The sequence below is a fragment of the Bacteroides sp. DH3716P genome, assembly GCF_025914115.1.
Lineage (GTDB): Bacteria > Bacteroidota > Bacteroidia > Bacteroidales > Bacteroidaceae > Bacteroides > Bacteroides ovatus.
In genome coordinates this window covers 5,979,418-6,002,201 of the sequence record NZ_CP083673.1, presented here as the reverse complement: position 1 = coordinate 6,002,201, position 22,784 = coordinate 5,979,418, and the positions used below count along the sequence as shown (strand labels likewise).

The window sequence follows — 22,784 nt, the reverse complement described above, 5'->3', positions numbered from 1 at the left end:
ATGAAAAAGAATATACTATATCTATTATTAGGGATTTTGGCTCTCACGAGTTCTTGCCAGGATCCGGAATATGTGCTTCCTACTGCGGACAGACAGGGAATCACGAGCTTGACTGCACTCTTTACTTCTGGGCCATACGTGGATAAAGAGGCTGTGGTATATACTATTGCAGATGCTTCTGTAGATAAGTATGTAATTCCTATGCCATGGTATTATCCGGAAAATAGTGATAATGAAACTTCAGAATATATGAAAGCGATGAGGATTCAGGCAAAGTTGGCACCAAACTGTACTATTGAACCGGTTCTTTCAATTCTCGATCTGACTAAAGAGAATTATTTCACTTATACAGACGCTCAAGGATATAAGAAACAAATCTGCATCACAGGCGAAAGAGTTAAGTCTACTAAGTGTCAGTTATTAAGTTTCTCAATACCGTCTGAAGACATTACAGGTATTATTGATGAAGACCACAAAACTGTATCTTTAATCTCTGCGGAAGATTTATCTTCTTGCTTGGCAGATTATTCACTGTCGGCTCATGCGACCATGTCACCGGATCCTAAAACAGAGCCTCTTAATTTTAATTCACCTGTTGAGCTTACAGTGATTGCTCACGATGGAGTGACAAAGCAAACTTATACTATTCAAAAAGCAGTACCGGATAAGATTCCTTACGGATATAGAAAAGGTAGTGAGACAGAATTATTTAAATTGGATATGGGAGTTATCGGCTTACCTTGGACTGGAGCAAATGCACCTTCTTTAGCTGTTTCCGGAAATAATCTGGTAGTTTGCTTGGGTGATGGTACCACAACTCCTGCATATTACAATGCATCTACGGGAAATAAGATTGGTAATGTAACTTTGGGTAGTGTGAGTGTTGCATCTTTAGGATGTATGACAAGTGATAGTAGGGGAAATATATTATTAGCAACGAAGGCTACTAATGGCAAGTCTTTCTCAATCTATAAGACTTCTTCTGTTACGACTGCTCCAACTTTATTGACTACTTATACTAATAATACAGGGTTAGATATGGGTACGAAAGTGTCTGTTCAAGGAGATATTAATACTAATGCCTCTATTATTGCTACTTGTGACGGAACAGCCAGTTCAGGTTCCAATAAGTTTGTTCGTTGGATTATAACAGACGGTGTATTGGGAAGTCCTCAAGTAGTAACAGTGAATGGTGTAGGTAATTGGGGAGCTCCCGCATCAAACACTAAAGTTGTGACTAAAGGAACTACTGCTCAAAGTGATTATTTCTTGTCATACTATGATTCTAACATTCTTTATTGGGTGAATGGAACAAATAATAATGCAAGTAAATCTCTGGAAGACTCCGACAATGGTAATTCTTGGGCAATGAATAACAACTGTCTGGATACAAGAAGCTTTAATAATGCACAATATCTTGTATTGGTGTGTACAGCTCATTTCCCGCAATGGGGTGGAACTCCATGCTTATATATGTATGATGTAACGTCAGACGGATCATTCACAGGTACAATATCTACTTCAGATGCTCTGTCATTCAATCCTTCACTTTCCTCATACAATTCATCCGATGGTGTAGCTGCAACAGGTGATGTATTGCTTGCTCCGACAACAGATGGATATAAGCTCCGTGCTTACTACGTGGATAACAACTGTAAGGTTATCGGAGGATATGAGTTTGATTGTATCGACAAATAATTAATTGATCTCTTTATCTCATATATGATGAGAAAATACCCATTCATCATATATGGGATAAAGAAATCTGTAAATCATTTAAAGGAGTAGCTATATGTCAACAAAGAAAAAAATGTTATGGTTATTATCATTACTGCCTTTTTTCATAGCATGTGGTGATGATAACACTGATATCCCGGATTGGCCATGGGCGGAGCCGGAGACTCCAACTGAACCTGTTGAAGCCAATCCTGATATTGTAAATTTAGGCTGGGCCAATGTGAAAAGCACTTATGGAACCTTGCCTGAACATATCAACGTATATAAATCACCAGAAACACTGGAAGGCAAAAAAGCGATAGCTTATATTGCGGTAGGTGATATGAGTAAGGCAGCATTTGGTGTATTAGGAGAAAAGACTGGATTGAAAAAGCCAAAAGAATTTTATGAAGAGAACAACTCCACAATTGTAATCAATGGAGGTTTCTTCTATGAGGGGTCATTAAGCCTAATATGGCGTAACGGTGAAATGGTGTGTAAGAACAATGATGTAACAGCAGAAGATTGGACTAACGGTCCATTCTGGTATCCTGTATTAGCTGCATTCTGTGAAATGAACGATGGCTCATTCAAATCAATGTGGACTTACACAACACTATCCAATGTTACTTATTGGTATTCGGAGCCCTCACCGGTAAAATCAGAAACAACTCCTAATGAAAATTTTCCGTCTACAGGAACTGTCTTAAATGCTAAAACAGGAATAGGCGGTGGCCCCGTACTTCTGTTGGATGGAAACATAAAGAATACATACGAAGAAGAAATTTTATCAGATATTGGCGCCACGGTGAACAGACCTCGTTCGGCTATTGGTATCACCAATGATAAGAAAATGATTCTTTTTGTGTGTGAAGGAGATGGAATGACAACGGGAGTTGCCGGTATGACCACCGAAAATGTAGCTAATATCATGAAAACACTGGGATGTACGGATGCTATCAATTTGGATGGCGGTGGTTCCAGTTGCATGTTAGTCAATGGGCAAGAGACTATCAAGACAAGTGACTCCAGCGGAGACGAAAGATCCGTAGCATCAGTAGTCACTCTTAAATAAAAAATGTACTGCGGATATATCAGGCAGTATATACCTAATAAAACAAGTATGATATGAGAAAATTTCTAAAAATACTAATACTGACTTTCTTGGGAGCAGTTACAATAACCTCCTGTAGTGATGATTCTGATGGAATTCCCGGATGGCCGTGGAACGATAATTCGACAGAAAAGCCGGACGAGCCGGATGTTGCAGAAGCTAAGCCACGATATATTTGGATTGATGCGGCTGCTAATTTTCCTGACTATGCCAATAGTAAGGAAAACATAGCCAAAGATATGGAAAAGATAAAAGCGGCAGGATTCACTGATATTATTGTCGATGTACGTCCCACTACAGGAGATGTATTATTCAATACTAATGTTGTAGATCAGGTGAAACGTATGGATGTATGGGGTAATTCCGGATATAGTTATTATGAAAGGACGGAAACTTGGGATTATTTACAGGCATTTATTGAGGAGGCTCGTATACAAGGATTAAAAGTGAATGCTTCTATCAATACATTTGTAGGAGGCTATTTATGTCCGTATAATTTAGGACATGATGGAGTCTTGTTCCGTGATGAATCAAAAAAAGGATGGGCTAGTGTAGCTAATCTAGCTGACGGGCTAACCAATACGATGGATTTGTTGGACGATGAAACCGATTATGGAGCGAAATTTTTCAATCCCGCTAATGATGATGTACAAAACTTTGTTTTACAGTTGTTGGCCGACTTGGCTAAATATGATTTGGATGGCATCATATTGGATCGTTGTCGTTATGATGACTATGGCTTAGAAAGCGATTTTTCAGATATTTCCAAACAGAAGTTCGAAGAATACATCGGTGAAACTGTAGCAAACTTCCCGGCAGATATTATGGCACCCGGTACGGATGAAATACCTTCTGACCAGCCTGTTTATTTTAAGAAGTGGTTGGAATTCAGAGCGAAAGTTATTCATGATTTCATAGTAAAGGCACGCGAGAAAGTTAAATCTGTCAATAACAATATCAAGTTTGGAGTTTATGTTGGTGCCTGGTATTCAACATACTATACATCAGGCGTGAACTGGGCCAGCCCTAAATACAACACCTCCGCTTATTATCCGAAATGGGCTACTTCCGATTATAAGAATTATGGATATGCGGACCATTTGGACTATATCTTTTTGGGTGCTTATGCTTCCGTGAACAATATATATGGAAGTGGCGAATGGACCATGGAAGGTTTTTGTAAGAATGGACGTGAACTGTTACAAGGAGATGTACCTTTTGCAGGCGGACCAGATATCGGTAACAGTACCGGATGGACTGACGGAGGACAATCTGCAAAAATTCCGGATGCTATTGATGCTTGTATCAGTAATAGTGACGGCTTCTTTGCCTTCGACCTTTGCCACGTTAAGAAATACGACTATTGGAACGCTTTTAAAACAGGCTTTGATAAATATCTGGAATCTATCGAAGAATGAGGTTTGAACTAACCAACTAATTATGAAAATATATTTATTACAATTCTTTTTATTAATAGGTCTGGGCTTGAATTTACAAGCCCAGATTCCTTCTAACCCTATTCGCGGGAAAGTAACCTGTAATGGGACAGGAGTCCCGGGGGTAGTAGTGACCGACGGAATAGGCTGTGTGTTGACTGACCAACAAGGCCAATATACTCTCCCCCCTAATAGGAATGTGCGTTTCATTTATTTATCCACTCCTTCCGGATATTTACCGAAAACAGAACAAACAATACCTTTATTCTATCAGAAGCTGAATCCGGCCAAGCAAGATATTTACGACTTCGAATTGGTAAGAAATCCGCAAAATGAGATCAATCATTTGTTTTTGGTGCAGGCAGATGCGCAGGTTACTTCCGAAGATGACGTAAAGGCTTATGCTAAATATCTGCAAGATATGAAAGAATATATTCGTCCGTATATGGGCAAAAAAGAAGTATTCGGCATAGATTGTGGGGATATCGTAGGAGATACTCCTTCTTTATATCCTTCCTATATAGATACGGTATCATCATTAGAGATTCCCATCTATCGGGCAATTGGTAATCACGACATGACGTATGGAGGGCGTACTTTTGAATATTCTTATCGCACTTTCGAAAGTTATTTCGGTCCTATCTACTATTCATTAAATAAAGGTAATGCTCATTATATCGTGCTTGACAATTGCTTTTATGTCAACCGTGATTATCAATATATAGGTTACATTGATGAACGTACTTTCCAATGGCTGGAGAAAGACCTCTCTTATGTGCCCAAAGACAAACTTGTCTTTGTAGTGATGCATATTCCTTCCAGTCTTCAGAAGAAGCTAAGATATAACACGCTAGATCAAGATGAAACGGTCAATACAGCTGCACTATATAAATTATTGGAAGGTTATAATGCCCACATCATTTCCGGACATACACATTTTAATGTAAACGTATGTTTTAATGACTCATTAATGGAACATAACACAGCTGCCGTATGCGGTACTTGGTGGCGTGCAGATATTAATGTGGATGGTACTCCGAGGGGATATGGGGTATATGAAGTAGACGGGAACCAAGTGAAATGGCTATATAAAAGTGCAGGCTACCCGAAAGAGCATCAATTACATGTATATCAGGCCGGATCATCTGACGAGTACCCTTCCGATATTATTGCTAACGTATGGAACTGGGATGAACAGTGGAAAGTGGAATGGTATGAAAACGGAAAGCGAATGGGAGAAATGCAACGCTACAAAGGATATGATCCTGCAGCCAAAGCAATCTGTTCTGACAAAGAAAAGGTGAAATATGAATGGATTTCCCCAGTTCTTACCGAACATCTATTTCATGCTACTCCCCGTAATAAAAATGCTAAAATAGAAGTGAAAGTAACAGATCGCTTCGGCAATGTGTATACTGAAGCTGTCGAAAACAAATAAGAATCATATGTTGAAAGCCAAATATTTTATATTATTGATATGCTTCTCCTTTCTCCTGAAAACAGAAGCGAAAGTAACCCTTACTTCCATTTGGGGGGATAATATGGTGTTACAGCAACAATCGGAAGTTACTTTTTCCGGAACAGCGACTTCGGGAAAACGTGTGCAGGCTACCGCTTCATGGAATAATAAAAAAATCCAAACGAATGTTGATGCAAAAGGTGAATGGAAACTTTCTCTCCAAACACCGGTAGCTGGAGGTCCGTATAGTATTACGTTCTCGGATGGAGAGGACCTCACATTGCAGAATATTTTAATAGGAGAAGTCTGGTTCTGTTCCGGACAGTCGAATATGGAAATGCCAGTGAAAGGATTCCGTGGACAGCCTGTGTTTGGTTCCCAGCCATACATTGTATCTGCTAATCCCAAACGTCCACTGCGTCTCTATACTGTAAAAAATGCCTGGAGTACCATTCCACAGGAAGCTGGGGTGGACGGAGAATGGAAAGAAGCCTCTCCGGAAGATGTTGCTGATTTCAGTGCAACTGCCTATTTCTTTGGCAATCAGTTACAGCAATCTTTGGATGTTCCTGTCGGTCTGATACATTGTTCCTGGAGCATGTCAAAAATAGAGGCTTGGATGAATAAAGAGACTTTATCGGGCTTTCCGGAAATAGCATTGCCTGATGTAATACAGAGAGAGTTCGGGTGGACGGCAGGGACTCCTACATTATTGTGGAATGCAATGGTGAATCCATGGAAAGGATTTCCTGTTAAAGGAGTGATTTGGTATCAAGGTGAAGCAAACACACCCGATCCCGGATTATATAAGAGATTATTTCCTGCAATGGTTTCTCAATGGAGAACATTCTTCAACAATCCCCAAATGCCATTTTATTACGTACAGATTGCACCATGGAAATCGGAAGGCAATGATAAACTGGATTGGGCTTGGTTCCGCCAGTGTCAGTTGGAGTTGATGTCAGCTGTTCCAAATGTTGGAATGGTGACCACAGGTGATGCCGGGAGTGAAAACTTTATTCATTCGCCCTATAAGATAAAGGTCGGTGAACGACTGGCTTATTGGGCATTGGCAAAAACGTATCATCGTAAAGGTATTCAATATTCCGGTCCTATATACAAATTCCACCGGGTAAAAGGGAACGTAGTAGAAATAGACTTTGAACATGGTGAAGAAGGATTGACACCGGAAAATCAAAACGTGAAAGGATTTGAAATAGTGGGGACGGATGGTATATTCCGACCGGCCAAAGCGGAAATTATCAGTGGTTCTTCTACTGTAAAGGTCTGGAATGATTCGATCAATGACCCCATAGAGGTACGTTATTGTTTCCGGAATTATATGTTGGGAGAATTATGCAATAATGCGGCTATTCCTGCTTCTCCTTTCCGGATTGTAATCAAAAAGAAACCTGCGTTAATGTGGTTCGATGCCGAAGCTAACTTCGAACGTTTCAGCCATAAAGACTCGATTGACTATTATTTGGAGAAAATCAAATCAGTAGGTTTCACTCATGCAATAGTGGATATACGGCCCATTACGGGAGAAGTACTTTATCAAAGTCAGTTTGCCCCACAAATGAAAGAGTGGAAAGGCGCAAAGGCCGGGAATTTTGATTATTTGCAATACTTCATTAAAAAAGGGCACGAATTGGGTCTTGAGGTTCATGCTTCATTAAATGTATTCTGTGCCGGGCATAATTATTTCGATCGTGGAATGGTATACAGCGGACATCCGGAATGGGCATCCATGGTGTATACTCCCGAGAAAGGTATTATTCCGATTACGGAAGAAAAACATAAATATGGTGCTATGATCAATCCTTTGAACGAGGAATATCGTACGCATATTCTAAATGTACTGAAAGAAGTGGTGACCAAATACTCTGATTTGGACGGTTTGATGCTCGATCGTGTACGTTATGATGGTATAACAGCCGACTTCTCACCGCTGTCACGTGAAAAGTTTGAAGCATATATAGGTAAGAAAGTGGCGAAGTTCCCCGAAGATATTTTTGTTTGGAAGAAGAATACGGATGGAAAGTTTATCACACAACCGGGAAAGTATTTCCAGAAATGGATGGAATGGAGAACGAAAAACATTACTGATTTTATGGCATTGGCACGTAAGGAAGTGAAAGCCGCCAATCCAAAAGTTTCTTTCGGCACATATACCGGAGCTTGGTATCCGTCTTACTATGAAGTGGGAGTTAATTTCGCCAGCAAAAAGTATGATCCGGCTAAAGACTTCAGTTGGGCCACTCCCGAATATAAAAATTACGGATACGCGGAACTGATCGATTTGTATGCAACCGGAAATTACTATACAGACATAACGATAGAGGAATACAAGAAAACGAACCGCAACATCTGGAACGAGACTGATTCGCAGGCTCAAGCCGGTACATGGTACTGTGTAGAAGGTTCCTGTCAGCACTTGCGTCAGATTCTTAAAGACAACAAGTTTATGGGCGGCATCTTGGTGGATCAGTTCTATGATAATCCGGGGAAATTATCCGAAACAATAGAGATGAACCTTCGTCGATCGGATGGACTAATGGTATTCGATATAGTACACATCATCCAAAAGAATCTTTGGAAAGAAGTAGAAAAAGGAATGCGCGAGGGGGGAGCTTTATGAACAACAGAGCTTTAGCTTTAGATGCCTTACGGGGATATGCAATTATTACGATGGTGCTTTCGGCTACCATCGTAACGCATGTTCTTCCCGGTTGGATGAGTCATGCTCAAACGCCTCCGCCAGATCATGTGTTTAATCCTCTGTTGCCCGGTATTACTTGGGTAGATCTTGTGTTTCCTTTTTTCCTGTTCGCTATGGGAGCCGCGTTTCCTTTTTCCATAAGGAAGCGTGCTGAAAAAGGTGATTCAAAATTAAAACTTGTTTATGAAGCTGTCAAACGGGGGATTCAGTTGACTTTCTTTGCTATTTTCATCCAGCATTTTTATCCGTATATGTTAAGTTCTCCGCAGGATATCAGAGCATGGCTGCTGGCTATACTCTGTTTTGCTGTTCTATTTCCCATGTTCATGCGCATTCCTTTGAAAATGCCGGATTGGGTACATATTTCAATAAAAGTGGGAGCTTACATTGTCGCTGCCATTATGTTGGCTACCACTTCTTATGCGGATGGGAAAACATTCAGTTTATTCTCCAGCAACATTATCATTTTGCTGTTGGCTAATATGGCTATTTTCGGTTCTATCCTTTACATTTTCACAATGCATAATCGTTGGATGCGTTTAGGAATTCTGATATTGCTGATGGCTATGATAGTAGGGAGTACGGTTGACGGTTCGTGGACACAGAGTGTATTTAATTATACTCCTCTGCCGTGGATGTATCGGTTTGATTATTTGAAATACTTATTTATCGTTATTCCCGGCAGTATAGCCGGGGAGTATTTAGCGGAGTGGATGAAAGCATATCAAAAAGAGACGGATGATTATGCTACATCTCCTTATCGTAAAATGAGTATTATGTTGATGATATTATCCGTTGTTATCATCATTAGCAATCTTTACGGTCTATACACTCGTAATTTGGTTGTCAACCTTGTGTTTACTGTTTTATTGTTATTAGCTGGTAAGTGTATATTTCCACGTAAAGTGGATGGAATAGCTTTATTATGGAGAAAGTTGTTTAACGCAGGGGCATATTTACTTCTTCTGGGTTTGTGCTTTGAGCCTTTCCAGGATGGTATTAAAAAAGATCCAACTACTTTTAGTTATTTCTTTGTCACTTCCGGACTGGCTTTTCTAGCTCTTTTATTTCTAAGTATCGTTTGTGATTATTTCCGGTGTGTGAAAAGTACTCGTTTTTTGGTGATGTCCGGTCAGAATCCGATGATAGCTTATGTGGTCGGCGATTTGTTGATTATGCCATTGGCTAATATACTTGGAATTGCTTCATTATTATCTTATTTTCAACAAAATGCCTGGTTGGGATTTCTTCAGGGAGCAATCCTTACTTCTTTAGCTGTTTTAGTAACTATGTTCTTCACAAAAATCAAGTGGTTTTGGAGAACATAAATATCAATGTGATTATTTTATATTAAATTAGTTGACATACTGTCGTTTTTTCTTTGATTCTACTATTTTCCACTTTTTATGAATGAAAGAAAGTAGAGCGAGTAAACAATAAAATACGGTATTTATATGCATAATTACGAATAAAAGAACCGGCATTTGCATATAAATTACCGTATTGTTTGTGAAAAATACACGGTTGATTGTAATGAAACGTACGGTTCGTTTTAAAGAAACATACGGTTGGTTTATAAGAAACAGCACGTACGTTTTAAAGAAAGCTATTTGGGCTCATAAAAATAGGATTTATTGATTTATTAGAAGTGCTTTTATGAACTTACTTTATTAAACAAAGTGCATAAATAGATTAAGAAATACATTCACTATGCAATGCATGATATCAAATAATAATGATTATGCTCTCTAAGGGAAGGATTTCAGGAATTTCTGAATAATACTAATGGCTAATCTATGCGATTCTTTTCCGTATCTGACTGCTCGCCTGAATAAATTCAATTATAGCATCATTCAAATACCAAAATGATAAAATATCATTTTGGTATTTGAAGATTTATTTTTATTGATATAACGTAAAAAGCAACAGTCAAGAGTATTTGGAATAGTTGACCATCTGCTTTTATTTGTGTAATATAGGAATATTCGGTTCTTTTATTACTGTTTAGGAACAAGACAAAGGAGAACTACACCGTGAGCCGGTACTTTGAAACTATACCTATCTCCAGTATCTCCAATATCTTGATGTTTCCAAACATCACGTACTATGTAATGATCGTAAGTTCGGTCTATCCCAATTATGTCAAATCCCCAAAAATGGTAATCAAGAGACCATTCTTTTTCATCCTTGTTCAAGAAACATAAGGCTATACGGCCATCTGACAATTCTTTGATCCATGTCTCATGATATCTTCCACTACGTTCGAACATACGGCCTTGTTTTCCGAGCTTATCCTGGTTTATGGCGATAGCTTCCTTATTGGTAAGTATATCAAGGATTTTCTTATCAATATTACGAAGATCACATCCTACTATCAGAGGTGAAGCGAGCATGCACCACATTGAGAAGTGCATCACGTTTTCATCGTATGTTAGATCTCCATTGCCTACCTGGAGCATATCCGCGTCATTCCAGTGTCCTGGTCCCGCGTATGGCCAAAGAGGAGCCATAATATCTATAATTTTCAGAATGCTCGCTCCTCCCCAGTATGCTGTACCTTCGGTTGTTGCAATAATATCTTCGGATACCCTCCACATCTCACCGATACCTTTCCCCCATTCCCATGGCCTATTCGTCCCCCATTCACAAATTGATAGAACTATAGGACGACCAGTACTTTTTAAGGCATCACACATGGTAAAGTATGCTTCTCGGGCATTAGCTCCGTTGTTGTGGCACCAGTCATATTTGAGAAAGTCAACTCCCCATTCTGCATATGTGACTGCATCGATATATTCATAGCCTCGGCTACCGGGTCTACCAGCGCATGTCTTCGAACCTGCACAAGAATATATACCGAATTTCAAACCTTTTGAATGTACGTAATCAGCCAATGCTTTGATTCCAGACGGAAACTTTACCGAATCAGATTGAATAACGCAAGACTCCCGATGCGTCTGCCAACAATCATCCACATTGAGGTATGTATATCCAGCATCTTTAAGTCCGGTAGAGACCATAAGATTCGCTATTTCGCGTATTTGTTCTTCACTGATATTCTTGTTAAAACAGTTCCAGCTATTCCAACCCATGGGTGGCGTTGGACATAACACTTTTTTATGCTTTTGTGCATTTGCAAAAGTGGATAGAAATATAAATAGAAATAAAAGAATCTTTTTCATATTTAAATCAGATATTTCAAATAACTTTAAATTTTAAGCACAAAGTTCATTAGTCAAATCGGTCATGTTAAAGTATTTAAGACAAATAGGACAAATATTGCTATTTTTATTTGATTGCTTTCTTAATGATTGGACAAACTAAATCAGCATATCTCATCATGCCTAGATCTGTGAAATGAATACCGTCTATAGTAGCTTCTCCATCTTCTTCCAACATGTTTTTGGAAGAGATAAAAATGATATTCTTTTCATTTTCCTTCTTTAGCCGGTTGAATATTTCCTTTAACGTGTCATTCTTTCTTTGCACTTCTTTAGCAATTCTTTCATCATAAAGTGTATGAGTGAAAATCGGATCTTCTATAAAAATGACTGGCGTATCCGGATGTTTACTACGAATGATACGATAGAATGTTTCCATTCGTTCTTTCATCTGTTCTACAGAAGCATTAGGCACAAAGTCTAAAACAAAAACACTGGCATCTACTTCGGCTATCACTTTGGCCACTTCCAAGTCTAAAAGTGCATTTCCGCTAAATCCCAAGTTGATACATTCACGGTTCAGCCTTCTCGATATGATATTTGTATGTGCCATTCCGGGACGTGAAGCACAACCTCCTTGAAGAATACTGGTGCCATAAAATACAACCGGCTTTTTGCGGATCGGATAATCAATTAAAGGCTGATCGATGGTGGCTAACGAATCTACTCCTATAGACAAAGAAACAAGACCATCGTAAAGAGGAAGATAAAGCATATATTCTCTCTCTTCCGGTCGCATGTTAGCAATGATTGTTGCTTGATTTGTTTTTCCACCCGGACGACCACTATTTACAAAACGCCACTCTCCATTTTTCTGAAGACAATAAAGGTCTAAGCCTTTTGCGCCTGTATCCGTCATATGATTCATATGAAAATTGATGAGTGTTTCCCATTTAGCAGCTATTGTGGTAGAATTACTACGAAAACGTATCGCCATTCCGGCAGAGTTACGGCTTAAATTCCATAACGGAGCACGGGAGATATTCTTCAATGAATCCGGGAGTCTTTCATATCGGGCTCCGGTAGCTTCGGTAGCTTTTCCTAATAAAGGGAACTTTGAGGCATCATGATATACTAATTGAGCATATGTATGACACACCGAAAAAAACATTATAAAAATACAGATTCTTCTTTTCATATTTTGAGTATTATTGTTTCAAGTCCGCCAAAAACATTTTATTCGGGTGAAGAACATAGTTATCAGTACTGATAATGTTGTCAATACCACTCCTCGTAAAAATCCCATCCATGCGTTTTCGTTGAAATATACAAGCAATGATGCAATTCCTAATAAATTGACCAAAGGCATAATCAACAGATCTCCTACTACATAAGCCATCATAGGATTTTGTCCGGGCATTACGAGAAAACGCATACTCTTCACGCAACGAAAATAGTCACATATTACATTTAAAAGCAACAAAGCCATAAATGCCAGGCCTGAAGTGAGGAATAAATAACCAAAAGTGGCGGGGTCTTTTTTTATACCTCCTTGAAAAGGTTCAAAACATAATCCCAAGATAACTAGAAAAGCTCCGGCTGTAAAAAGTTCTCTCCAAAGCTTTATAAATCCTGTGCCTTTTCTCAATAAAAAGACTCCACTTATCAATAACGGAATATTTATTATCAGATTCAAGACTGTACAATGTGTATAAAGTCCTGCCAAATTTACAATAATTATAGCTAATGTCAAAAGAATCATTACGATAGCTTTCCATTTATTGGTAGATTCAACAAACGAATCATTGTGTTGCTTCAGCCAATCCATCAAATATTCTCCCGCAATGCTTCCCGGAATCACGATAAAGAGATATTGTAAATACTCAAAATGAAAAGCCCAAGGTAGAGGTGTGTAGTTGTATATAGCTTGTGCCCAGGAATTCTCGACCTGTCCGCTCAACAACAAAGCCATCAATATCAGTAATACACCTACTCGCGCCCAGAGGCTTTGCATTGTGAAAATATATATGGCTGAACCAAAAACAGCCATATTTGCCAATAATAATATGATAATATTGCTGAATGATACATCAAAAACTCTTCCATTTGCGTATTGAGTTGTCAGTAACAGAACAATAGCTATCCCATATGCTACCACCTTAATAGCTATACGCATCCAATCCGGCATTTTCAGTGGAATACGAATGAACATGGGGAATAATATCACAAAACAAAGGATGGCCAATAACCAGCCACGCATGTCTTGTGGATTACTCAATACATGCGGATAAAAATGCTGGATGAAAATAGCAAAGAAAGTCAATTGTGCACCTCGTTTGATAGCTTCATATACCAATCTCAACTTAGTGTCCCCTTTCTCAAATCTTTTTTTGATTGAGAAAGGGAAAGCTGCTCCCATTGCAAACAAGAAGAATGGAAAAACCAGATCCACCCAAGTGATGCCTGATAAACTGGCGTCGAAAGCTCTGTCCGGCGGAGGAGTTTGCGCATGATACATCCATCCGGGTAAAGAATTCCACGCAACCGTTGCCGAAAGCACCATTGTGATTATAGCGTATCCTCGTAGGGCATCTAAAGCATAAGCACGTTTAGTCATAATATCTATGGATTGATCGTTTGAATATATTCTTTGCCAAAACGGTCGGTAACTTTAACCACTATACGAGCATCTTTATTTTTAGGAGTTGCCCGGAACATATGTTGGGTAGGTCTTGGAGTAATCCATGTATAGACCATCTTTTCCCGGTCCGAACATACCACTGATGCGTATGGGTCTAAACCTGTATATTGTGTCATGCTTCCCATCAATTGACCGTCTTCCAACCATTCCACTTTCCACAGTTTATCCCAGTTCCAGACATTAGCGATAATATCCGACGGATGTTCTTTGGAGGCTCCCGCCGGATATGAGCGAAACTGATGTTCTTTAGGATATCCGGAACTTTTATAATACCATTTCACATCGTTACCATTCACTTCGTATACGCCATAACCACGCGGAGTGCCATCCAGACAAACATCCGCTTTCCACCACGTACCACAAACCGCAGCTGTATTATGTTCCATCAGATTCTCATTAAATACTACATTGAGATTGTAGTGAGTGTGTCCTGTGATAAGATGTGCCTTATAGGGTTTCAAGATCTGATGCAGTGCACCAGCATTAACCATCTGATTGCCAATCATATCATAGTTATACAAAAAAGCTTCTTGCTTTTCCGTTTGACGGGAAGGGATATGCATAATAAAGAATACGAGTGACCCTTTCGGTACGTATGATAAATCCTGGTCAAGCCATGCAAATGTCTTTTCGTCCAGATAACCCATATAAAAATAATCACGTCCGATGAAGAAGTTGTTGTCTACTACAATGTAATGGGCATTCCCTTTATTAAAAGAATAGTAGGAAGGACCAAAAGTATCTTCAAAAGTCTTGTAGGAAGTTTCATGAGTACGACCGTCATAATTCATATCATGATTGCCAACTACACGATAAATGGGTATATCCAGTTGATCGGCTCTTTTCAGGTAATCGGGATATAATTCTTGATGGTCGCCTACAATGTCTCCGCAATCGATACCGAAAACATCAGTTGTTGCATAAGAAGAGAGAAGTTGTTTGCAATCATCCACTACATACTGATAAATAGCCAGTTCATCTCTGGAAGTAACCTGTATGTCAGATTGAGTAACAAAGACATGAGAGACATCACCTTTCGGATTCTTCTTCAAATTAAAATTATAGTTTTGCTTTTTAGAATGATCGATTGGTAAATAAAAAGAAGGAATAGTCCCTTTCCGGTCTGTCAGATAACCTGAAGGAGTACAAATATACACAAAACGGCTATCTCCCAAAGTCGGTATATTATACTTTCCAGAAGCATCGGTTTGCACACATATACGGCCATCGGTAACCATTATCCCCTGTATCCCCTTACCTTCGCAGGTTACTTTACCTTTGATGATATGAATCGAGGCTTCTGCCTGAACTGAAAAGTTCAAGCAGAAGCACATTAAAAGCAATAAAAAAAAGTGTAGTTTATTCGTTCTCATATTGAGGTGTACTTTGTAAATTTATCGAATGATTTCTTTTGCGTATTTCTTATAGATTTGCCGGGCTAGTTTTATTCCGTCACCACCTTCGTTATAGTTGATTCTGTTACTCGGATTTACCCATTCGTTTTCATACATCCGTGATTCATTAAAGAAGACTTCCTCATCAAAAGCCTTCTTCTTTTCGACAGCTTTAATCACTTCATTTATAAAACGATCCCACCGGACAGAATAATACTGATTGGTTAGTCCTGCCCATGACCGATTGGCGTAGTCGGTCAGGTGATAGCTATCTCCCCAAATGGTAATCAGAGAACGGGCATTCATCTCATAATAGTTTTTAGAAGTGGCATCGTGTCCCATATCGCGGGCGTCAGTGATCCATTTATTCAGAGAAAAGGTAGGATGACAGCTAACGAGCTTATCAAGATCAGCAAGAATTTCTCTCATTTTATCCCCTCGGTTTTTCATCATCATTATATCTCCGGCTTCATATGCAAGAGTAAACTCATCACGGACTACATTAAAATAATTTCCTAAAACTTGTCGTCCAATATTAACCAAATCAAACTCATAGCTATCCCGTTGACAGTCTTTTACTAACAATAGTAATCTCCACGCTTCAACTAAATCTTTGGGTTGATATTCTATTGTCGGCTTAGTAGTCCAATGTCCATTTCCCTTTAAACAAGGACGTGCATTGGTAAGTGTGCCTTGCCCTACTTGTGCCGGCTGGATATACACTTTGTCTGCCAGTATTTCCCATGCTTTTCTTGCTTCGGGAGACACCTTGCCAGTCCGTCTATCTGCCAGTTTTAAGAACCATTCTTTGTCTGTCTGACCGCTATTCCATGCTTTATCAAGAACAAATTCATACATAAACTGATTCAGGTCTATGCCTTCAAGAGTGGAACCAACTCCTTTAAGATTGCTGCCACCATTTTTTAAAGCATCTGCCAACCGTTCACTTACCAATTTAACTGGCCCTGACAAGAAAGAATTTCCTCCGAAATTGCCTAAATAACACCAAAGATAGGGTTGCCCGAAATAACTATCAGTCTGTTTCCATATTTCTGTATATTCGCAGAAGTAGTCTAATAGAATCAATTTGTCTTGAGGTACAGAACGAAGATAGGATTTTATACGTGGAGTAGTCCAATGCTTGATGTCAGCATAAAACAACCATGTCATTTGTAGCCATATTGCTTTCGGATCTACAGCAGCCACAGACTCGTAGATATGTTTAGCCATCATTCCTAAAGAATCGGTATCCCATGAAGGAGGATCTATCTCGTTAAACGGATCTATACCATAAATATGATTTGTGCCATACAAACGAGTTTGTTCGGTAAGATATTCTTTTTGTATGATCGCATACAAAGAATCCATAGGGTTAAGGAAAGTGCAACGATATTGATCGGCGAATCCTCCCCATTCGCTTACTCTGGATGTTTTTATATTGGGATAGACCCGTTTCAACGCTGCCGGTACATGTCCGGCAAAAGCCGGTAATACAGGTTGCATATTAAACTCACGTTCACGGGCAACGATCTGTTCCTGTAGCTCTGCTTGACTTGACAGCCACTCTTTGGGTAAGGGGCTTTGCCAGCCGTCCAAATTACACATTCGATGCCACGGAAGATGTGCAGGTCCTGTAAAATAGCCACGTATTTCTTCATCTGTCAATCCTAATTTACTCCAGACCTTATACCAGATGGCTTCCTGACCGGTAATAGCAAGAGGCATATTAATTCCGTTTAGAGCCATCCAATCGATGAAATGTTCCCAATCACTCCATTTCCACCAAGTCATTGAGTATCCGAACGTACAATAGTTCAGAAAGAAACGCGTTGGGACATTTGCCTTAATAGTGACTTCCGCCGGTATATTAGGAAGAGTTTTTGGCAATTCTATCGGATCATCCTTATACCATGAAATAGTAGTCAGGCAGTAGTTTTTCAAATAATGATTCAAACCTACAGCCATAGAGTTAGCATTATTTCCGGAAATAATAATTTTATTCCCTTCACTTTTGATGGTAAAAGAATCTGTAGAAGTATCATTCAACAGACGAAAATCAAAAAATGAAGCCTGTTGAGGAAACAACCGTTGTGTCATTTTACGCATGGTAGTGATATTTGTATCTTCCGCGCGAATTTGGCAGATGACAACAAGAAAAAGGAGCACACTAAATATTTTCTTCATAATCATATTATTGTTTGATAAAACGAATAGCACATCCACCGCTTGTTGCCAGTTTGACATGAAGCGTATCAGAAGCCGTTACTGTTTTTTCTTCATATTTAAAAGAAGTCGGATTTGTTTTCCATTCTGCATCATCACCGTCAGCATATATTTGAGCAATATACTTTGCCTCCGTCTCCAAAAAACTTAAAGGAATGTCCAACTCTCTTGCATTTTCGTCAGTGATGCAACCTACATACCAATCGCTGGAGTTACGATCTTTTCGTGCAAATACGGAATAATCACCAATTTTCGCATCTACGACATAAGTTTTATCCCAATCGGTAGGTACATCCTTAATAAAATCAAACGCTTTTATCTCTTTATAATTTTCTGGTAAATCTGAAGCCATCTGTAAAGGGCTGTAGATAACAACAAAGAGTGCTAATTGCTTGCAAAGCGTAGTATTGACACGTGTTCCCGGATATGCCTCGTTAGTAAAATTGAAAGTTCCGAATGTAAAATCCATAGGACCGGCTAATCCTCTGGTAAAAGGAATAACAGTTGTATGTTCCGGAGGATTTCCTCCATCGGGAGACCACGCATTGTGTTCCTGTCCGCGTACACCTTCTTGGGTCATAAGGTTGGGCCAGGTACGTTCAATACCGGTAGGCATAACAGGCTCGTGGTTGTCAATTGCTATTTGATATTTGGCAGCTGTTTCTATTACTTTCCGGTAGTGACGTACGCCATACTGACCGTCATGAGCTTCTTTAAAATCCATTAGGCGATTTACATATCCTGTTTTTACAACATGTACTCCATATTGTTGATAGAAAGCAAAAGCTTTGTCCAGTTGGTTCTCATAGTTGCGTGTAGCAGCTGCCGTTTCATGATGTCCGATCAGTTCCACACCTTTTTCACGGGCATAATCTGTAATTGCTTTAATATCGAAGTCTGGATAAGGTTTGGTAAAGTCTAAAGAATCACCATGCTTCATCCAGTTTCCTTCCCAGCCGACATTCCATCCTTCAACTAAAACACCGGAGATACCATTCTCTGATGCAAAATCTATATATTTCTTTGTATTGGCAGTAGTTGCGCTATGTTTAGGACCATAATACCATGTTCCTTTGCCCAAATGCATTTCCCACCATATACCCATGTATTTTCCTGGCTTTATCCAGGAAGTATCTTTAATTTTGGAGGGTTCGTTGAGATTCAACATTAAATAGGAGGTAACTAGATCGCCCGGTTTATCACCAATCACGATCGTTCTCCAAGGGGTAACAAATGGAGCTTTGATATATGCTGCTACTCCATTAGACCAAGGTACTAACGAAGCACAGAGGGTGGCAGAATCCTTGACTGTCAGATTCATTTTAGGATAATCTGTCAGATTGGCTTCGTGAATGGTAAGATACTTTCCTTCCGCTGTTTCCATTGTAAGAGGAGTACGTACGGTGTCTAGTTCGTTAATGGGAGAGAAGGTTGCTATACACTCATAATACGGATCGGATGCAGGAATCCACCAGGCTTTGTGTGTACCTGACATTCTAAATTCTGTTTCTTCACTCATAATCACTAATGAATCCATGGATTCCTGTTGCGGGAATTCATAACGATACCCAATACCATCATTAAACAGACGGAATATTACATTAAGTTTGCGCTTTCCGTCTGTTTCTTGGAGTAGTACCTTCAATTCATTATAGTGATTGCGTACATACCGGCTCTCTCCCCAAGGTTGTTCCCAAGTCTCGTCTAAAGAGGAACGTTCGGTACCTTTAATCACAAAGTGGTTTAAACTATCCTCATGTTCCAGAATAAATCCCAGTTTAGAAGGGAGTATCATAGCGGCGTTTTCTTTGTTTACTGCGTATGATATTGTATTATCATTTTCTGTGACTGTTAGTTGTATTTTACCATCCGGAGATTTTAGTACCAGATTATCAGTCTCGTTACAAGCTGAAAGGAGGCTGGTGATTCCCAGAATATAAAATACTCTCCTTAATACAGTTAATCGATTCATCTTCTTTCCTTTTTTTATGTTTTTGCTTATTTAGATTGCTGCATTTTGCGGGTATATACATTACCACAATGATCTGTAACTTCTACTCTTATTTCGGAATCCTTCGTTTCAGGAACCGCATAAAACAAGTGTTCGGTAATGTCCGCTCCCAAATACTTATGTTTGAATGTAGAACTGTTTTTCTCGCAGTATTCATAAATAGCAGGATCGTATCCGGAAAAACGGGTCATTTCCCCCTTGTCAATACCATTTTCATACCATTTCACTTTCCAGGTTGAATCGTAATTCCAAACATTTGCTACAACTGCCTCCTTTTTATTACGACTGGCACCTACCGGATAAAGCTCGAATTGATAATCTTTGTCTTTTCCTACACATTTGTAATACCAATTGACTTTACCTCCGTCAAACTCGTAAACGGCATATCCGCCTGGAGTTCCGTCACAAGCCCAGGGAGCTTGCCAAAACAGTGTTGATAAGGGAGCATGTACATGTTCGTAAAGATTGTCTGCCAAAACATAATTTTCATTATAGTGCTCATGTCCCGACATGATATGGGCATTGTAAGGTTTTAGCAACTCATACAAATGAGAACGGTTGTTCATGACTTTCATAGTAGACTCTTTTCCCCATTCTTTCCGACGTGCTTCTCTTGAATATGTAGGAATATGCATGGCAACTACTACTGTAGATCCCGGAGTGACTTGTTTCAAATCCTGTTCCAGCCACTGAAGTTGCTGCTCGGTGAGATAACCAACATATAAATAGCTTTTTGCAATAAAGAAAATATCATCAAGAACAACATAATGTATATCTCCTCTATTAAATGAATAATAAGTGGGACCATAATAAGATTTGTAAGTAATACGGGCATGTTCATTAGAACGTACGTTTAAATCTAAATCATGATTTCCAATTACATAGAAAAAGGGAATTTCCGTTTCAGCTATTGCATCTATCATCGGTGTAAAGTAACTGGGCTTTTTATTGATGTCACCGATAATGTCTCCACAGACTATTCCATAGGCAGGAATCCCCTGATAATTAGTTGCCAACAGTTCTTTTACATCTTTTGAAGCCTGCTGTACTTGTGGCATTTCTTCATCGAAATAGACTTGTGGGTCAGCCCATACCACCAAAACGTGCTTTTTGTTGTCAGTAGATGATGGTGTCAGTTCAAAATCAATATGCACTTTTTTTGAAGGTTGAGCAGGTACTTTTTGAAAGAACGCAGGAACTTTACCTTTCATCGGAATATTATAGCCATCAGGAAGGGTGATGTAAATGTATTCTGCATTAGAGGTACTTGATATGGAATATCGTCCCTTGTCATCCGTAAGGACAATTTGTGTACCATCTGTAACAGGTACATTAGCAATTCCCTTACCTCCGGACAGTACTTTCCCATAATAGACCACGGGAGTAGTGATTGCCTGCACACTGAAACAGGAAAAACTCCATTGTAACAAGCTTAAAAGCAATAATAGTCTTAATTTCATTCTTTAATCCTTTCTATTTTAATCAAACGTGTGAGAGGCTTGTTTATTTTATATATTTGAGTTATCAACTGGTCTATTTCAGCTTGCCAGGCTTCACGTATCTGTGGAAACATGGCTTGGGTATAATTGGTATATAAATACTTCACTAAATAGTGACTTTCTCGCTCCGCTTTGGCAGCATCAAGAGCAGCTTTATTATCTGCGAAAAGTAATCCTCTATGCTTAAAAAAGACATACTGCATAGCCATATACTGGCGTAAACGTTTTTCTATAGCACATCTTTCCTCATTCAGATACATGATAGACAGGCTCTGTTGGTATTGGGGCGTGCATGTTATTTCAGCCAGATTAATTCCTTTACTCAATTCATTGCCGTCCCAGCGTCCTATTTCTGTTCCATCAATAGTCACTCGGAAATTTCCATGCAAATCGGTCACTTTCATTATTTCCTGATTCATTTCCTGCATAAAGGGAACTTGTCTGACAGCATCCCGGGCTGTACCTTTTGTTCCCCAACGAGGAATAGTGTCGACAGGAAAGGGCAAAGAACGGGATAAATAGCTGAAAGATATTGTGTCATTTTCGTTCTTTATGTGAGTTATTCGACAATTTCTCTCTTCCATTGCTTTCCTGTTAGTTGCATTGATATGAAAATAAGCGACTTCTTTTCCTGCAAGCCCCTGTGCTTTTAAGAACAAATACGCCATTACCATGTGGCCGTCTTTATCCGGATGAATTCTGTCACCTCCACAGAAAGTAGCTGTAGAATCAGACTGCTGAATCTCCTTATTCAGCTCACACATCACTGTATTGAAATTAACAAATCCCCATCCTCGCTTTTGGGCAACTTCTGCTTGCATTTCAATAATTCTTTTGATCGTCTCATTCTTTCCATGTAAAGTTTCCACTCCTTCCAATTTCACATTCTCATCATAAGGAGAAGAACCCAAAAGTACTACGTTTTTTATTTTCTTGTCTGCAAGAATCTGCTGTTGTAGTTTTCCAAACTCTGTGTTAGCGTATTCTACCTGTTTATTCGCGTACTTATCATATCCGGGCTTATTATATCCGTCATATCCGGAATCATTCATTCCGAAGGAACAAACCAGATAAGTTGGCTTTTTAATTTTAATATCTGAATCGAAACGAAAAACCATGTGGCTTGCACAATCGCCACCAATTCCTCCATTATAAATACGAAGAGGCAATTCGGGGAAATGCGTCATATAATACAGCCATATATAAGAATGATAATGGCCTCCTTCCGTTATACTATTTCCGAGAAAGACAATTCTGTCATTGGCTTTAAATGATGGAATTTGCTGTGCACTTACGGGAAACAATAAAATGCAACAGGTATATAATATGAATAGTATTTTTTTCATTG

General features: G+C 39.2%; 14 protein-coding genes. 6 read left to right on the top strand and 8 right to left on the bottom strand.

The annotated features are described in order from the left end of the window. From KQP79_RS23005 to KQP79_RS22980, 6 genes are all read left to right on the top strand, one after another. Entirely contained in the window at nucleotides 1-1,698 is a 1,698-nt protein-coding gene (locus KQP79_RS23005) for a DUF5018 domain-containing protein (protein WP_004308394.1), read from the top strand. A gap of 94 nt (nucleotides 1,699-1,792) precedes the next feature. Beyond that, a complete protein-coding gene (locus tag KQP79_RS23000; RefSeq protein ID WP_004307225.1) occupies nucleotides 1,793-2,791 on the top strand; it encodes a phosphodiester glycosidase family protein in 999 nt (332 codons plus the stop codon). A 53-nt stretch (nucleotides 2,792-2,844) separates the two neighbouring features. Continuing rightward, nucleotides 2,845-4,248: an alpha amylase family protein gene (locus KQP79_RS22995; protein WP_004297568.1), complete on the top strand. Its 1,404-nt coding sequence runs from the start codon at nucleotides 2,845-2,847 to the stop codon at nucleotides 4,246-4,248. A 22-nt stretch (nucleotides 4,249-4,270) separates the two neighbouring features. Then, nucleotides 4,271-5,704, top strand: coding sequence for a calcineurin-like phosphoesterase C-terminal domain-containing protein (locus KQP79_RS22990; protein WP_138343914.1), 1,434 nt, complete (start codon nucleotides 4,271-4,273; stop codon nucleotides 5,702-5,704). 7 nt (nucleotides 5,705-5,711) lie between these two features. Then, nucleotides 5,712-8,366 (top strand): alpha amylase family protein, encoded by a 2,655-nt coding sequence (locus KQP79_RS22985; protein WP_004308396.1) that lies wholly within the window; start codon nucleotides 5,712-5,714, stop codon nucleotides 8,364-8,366. Continuing rightward, nucleotides 8,363-9,775, top strand: a complete 1,413-nt coding sequence (locus KQP79_RS22980; protein WP_004307221.1) for a DUF5009 domain-containing protein — start codon at nucleotides 8,363-8,365, stop codon at nucleotides 9,773-9,775. The genes KQP79_RS22985 and KQP79_RS22980 overlap by 4 nt, the downstream gene beginning before the upstream one ends. Before the next feature lie 669 nt (nucleotides 9,776-10,444). Here the strand turns inward: KQP79_RS22980 and KQP79_RS22975 are convergent. The 8 genes from KQP79_RS22975 to KQP79_RS22940 form a co-directional block, all read right to left on the bottom strand. Beyond that, a complete protein-coding gene (locus KQP79_RS22975) occupies nucleotides 10,445-11,629 on the bottom strand; it encodes a glycoside hydrolase family 27 protein (protein WP_004307220.1) in 1,185 nt (394 codons plus the stop codon). 106 nt (nucleotides 11,630-11,735) lie between these two features. Then, nucleotides 11,736-12,806, bottom strand: coding sequence for an SGNH/GDSL hydrolase family protein (locus KQP79_RS22970; RefSeq protein ID WP_004326838.1), 1,071 nt, complete (start codon nucleotides 12,804-12,806; stop codon nucleotides 11,736-11,738). Between the two features lie 18 nt (nucleotides 12,807-12,824). Further along, nucleotides 12,825-14,225, bottom strand: a complete 1,401-nt coding sequence (locus tag KQP79_RS22965; protein ID WP_004307218.1) for a DUF5009 domain-containing protein — start codon at nucleotides 14,223-14,225, stop codon at nucleotides 12,825-12,827. Nucleotides 14,226-14,230: 5 nt separating this feature from the next. Beyond that, the gene (locus KQP79_RS22960; RefSeq protein WP_004307217.1) at nucleotides 14,231-15,682 is read right to left on the bottom strand and encodes a calcineurin-like phosphoesterase C-terminal domain-containing protein; all 1,452 of its coding nucleotides are present in this window, start codon (nucleotides 15,680-15,682) and stop codon (nucleotides 14,231-14,233) included. 21 nt (nucleotides 15,683-15,703) lie between these two features. Beyond that, nucleotides 15,704-17,887, bottom strand: a complete 2,184-nt coding sequence (locus KQP79_RS22955; RefSeq protein WP_004307216.1) for an alpha-N-acetylglucosaminidase — start codon at nucleotides 17,885-17,887, stop codon at nucleotides 15,704-15,706. A gap of 7 nt (nucleotides 17,888-17,894) precedes the next feature. Next, nucleotides 17,895-19,898 carry a glycoside hydrolase family 97 protein gene (locus tag KQP79_RS22950; protein ID WP_004307215.1) on the bottom strand — a complete coding sequence of 668 codons (2,004 nt, stop codon included), beginning with the start codon at nucleotides 19,896-19,898 and terminating at the stop codon, nucleotides 17,895-17,897. Nucleotides 19,899-19,924: 26 nt separating this feature from the next. Continuing rightward, the gene (locus tag KQP79_RS22945; protein ID WP_004307214.1) at nucleotides 19,925-21,397 is read right to left on the bottom strand and encodes a calcineurin-like phosphoesterase C-terminal domain-containing protein; all 1,473 of its coding nucleotides are present in this window, start codon (nucleotides 21,395-21,397) and stop codon (nucleotides 19,925-19,927) included. Continuing rightward, nucleotides 21,394-22,782 carry an SGNH/GDSL hydrolase family protein gene (locus KQP79_RS22940; protein ID WP_004307213.1) on the bottom strand — a complete coding sequence of 463 codons (1,389 nt, stop codon included), beginning with the start codon at nucleotides 22,780-22,782 and terminating at the stop codon, nucleotides 21,394-21,396. The genes KQP79_RS22945 and KQP79_RS22940 overlap by 4 nt, the downstream gene beginning before the upstream one ends. Nucleotides 22,783-22,784: the final 2 nt, after the last annotated feature.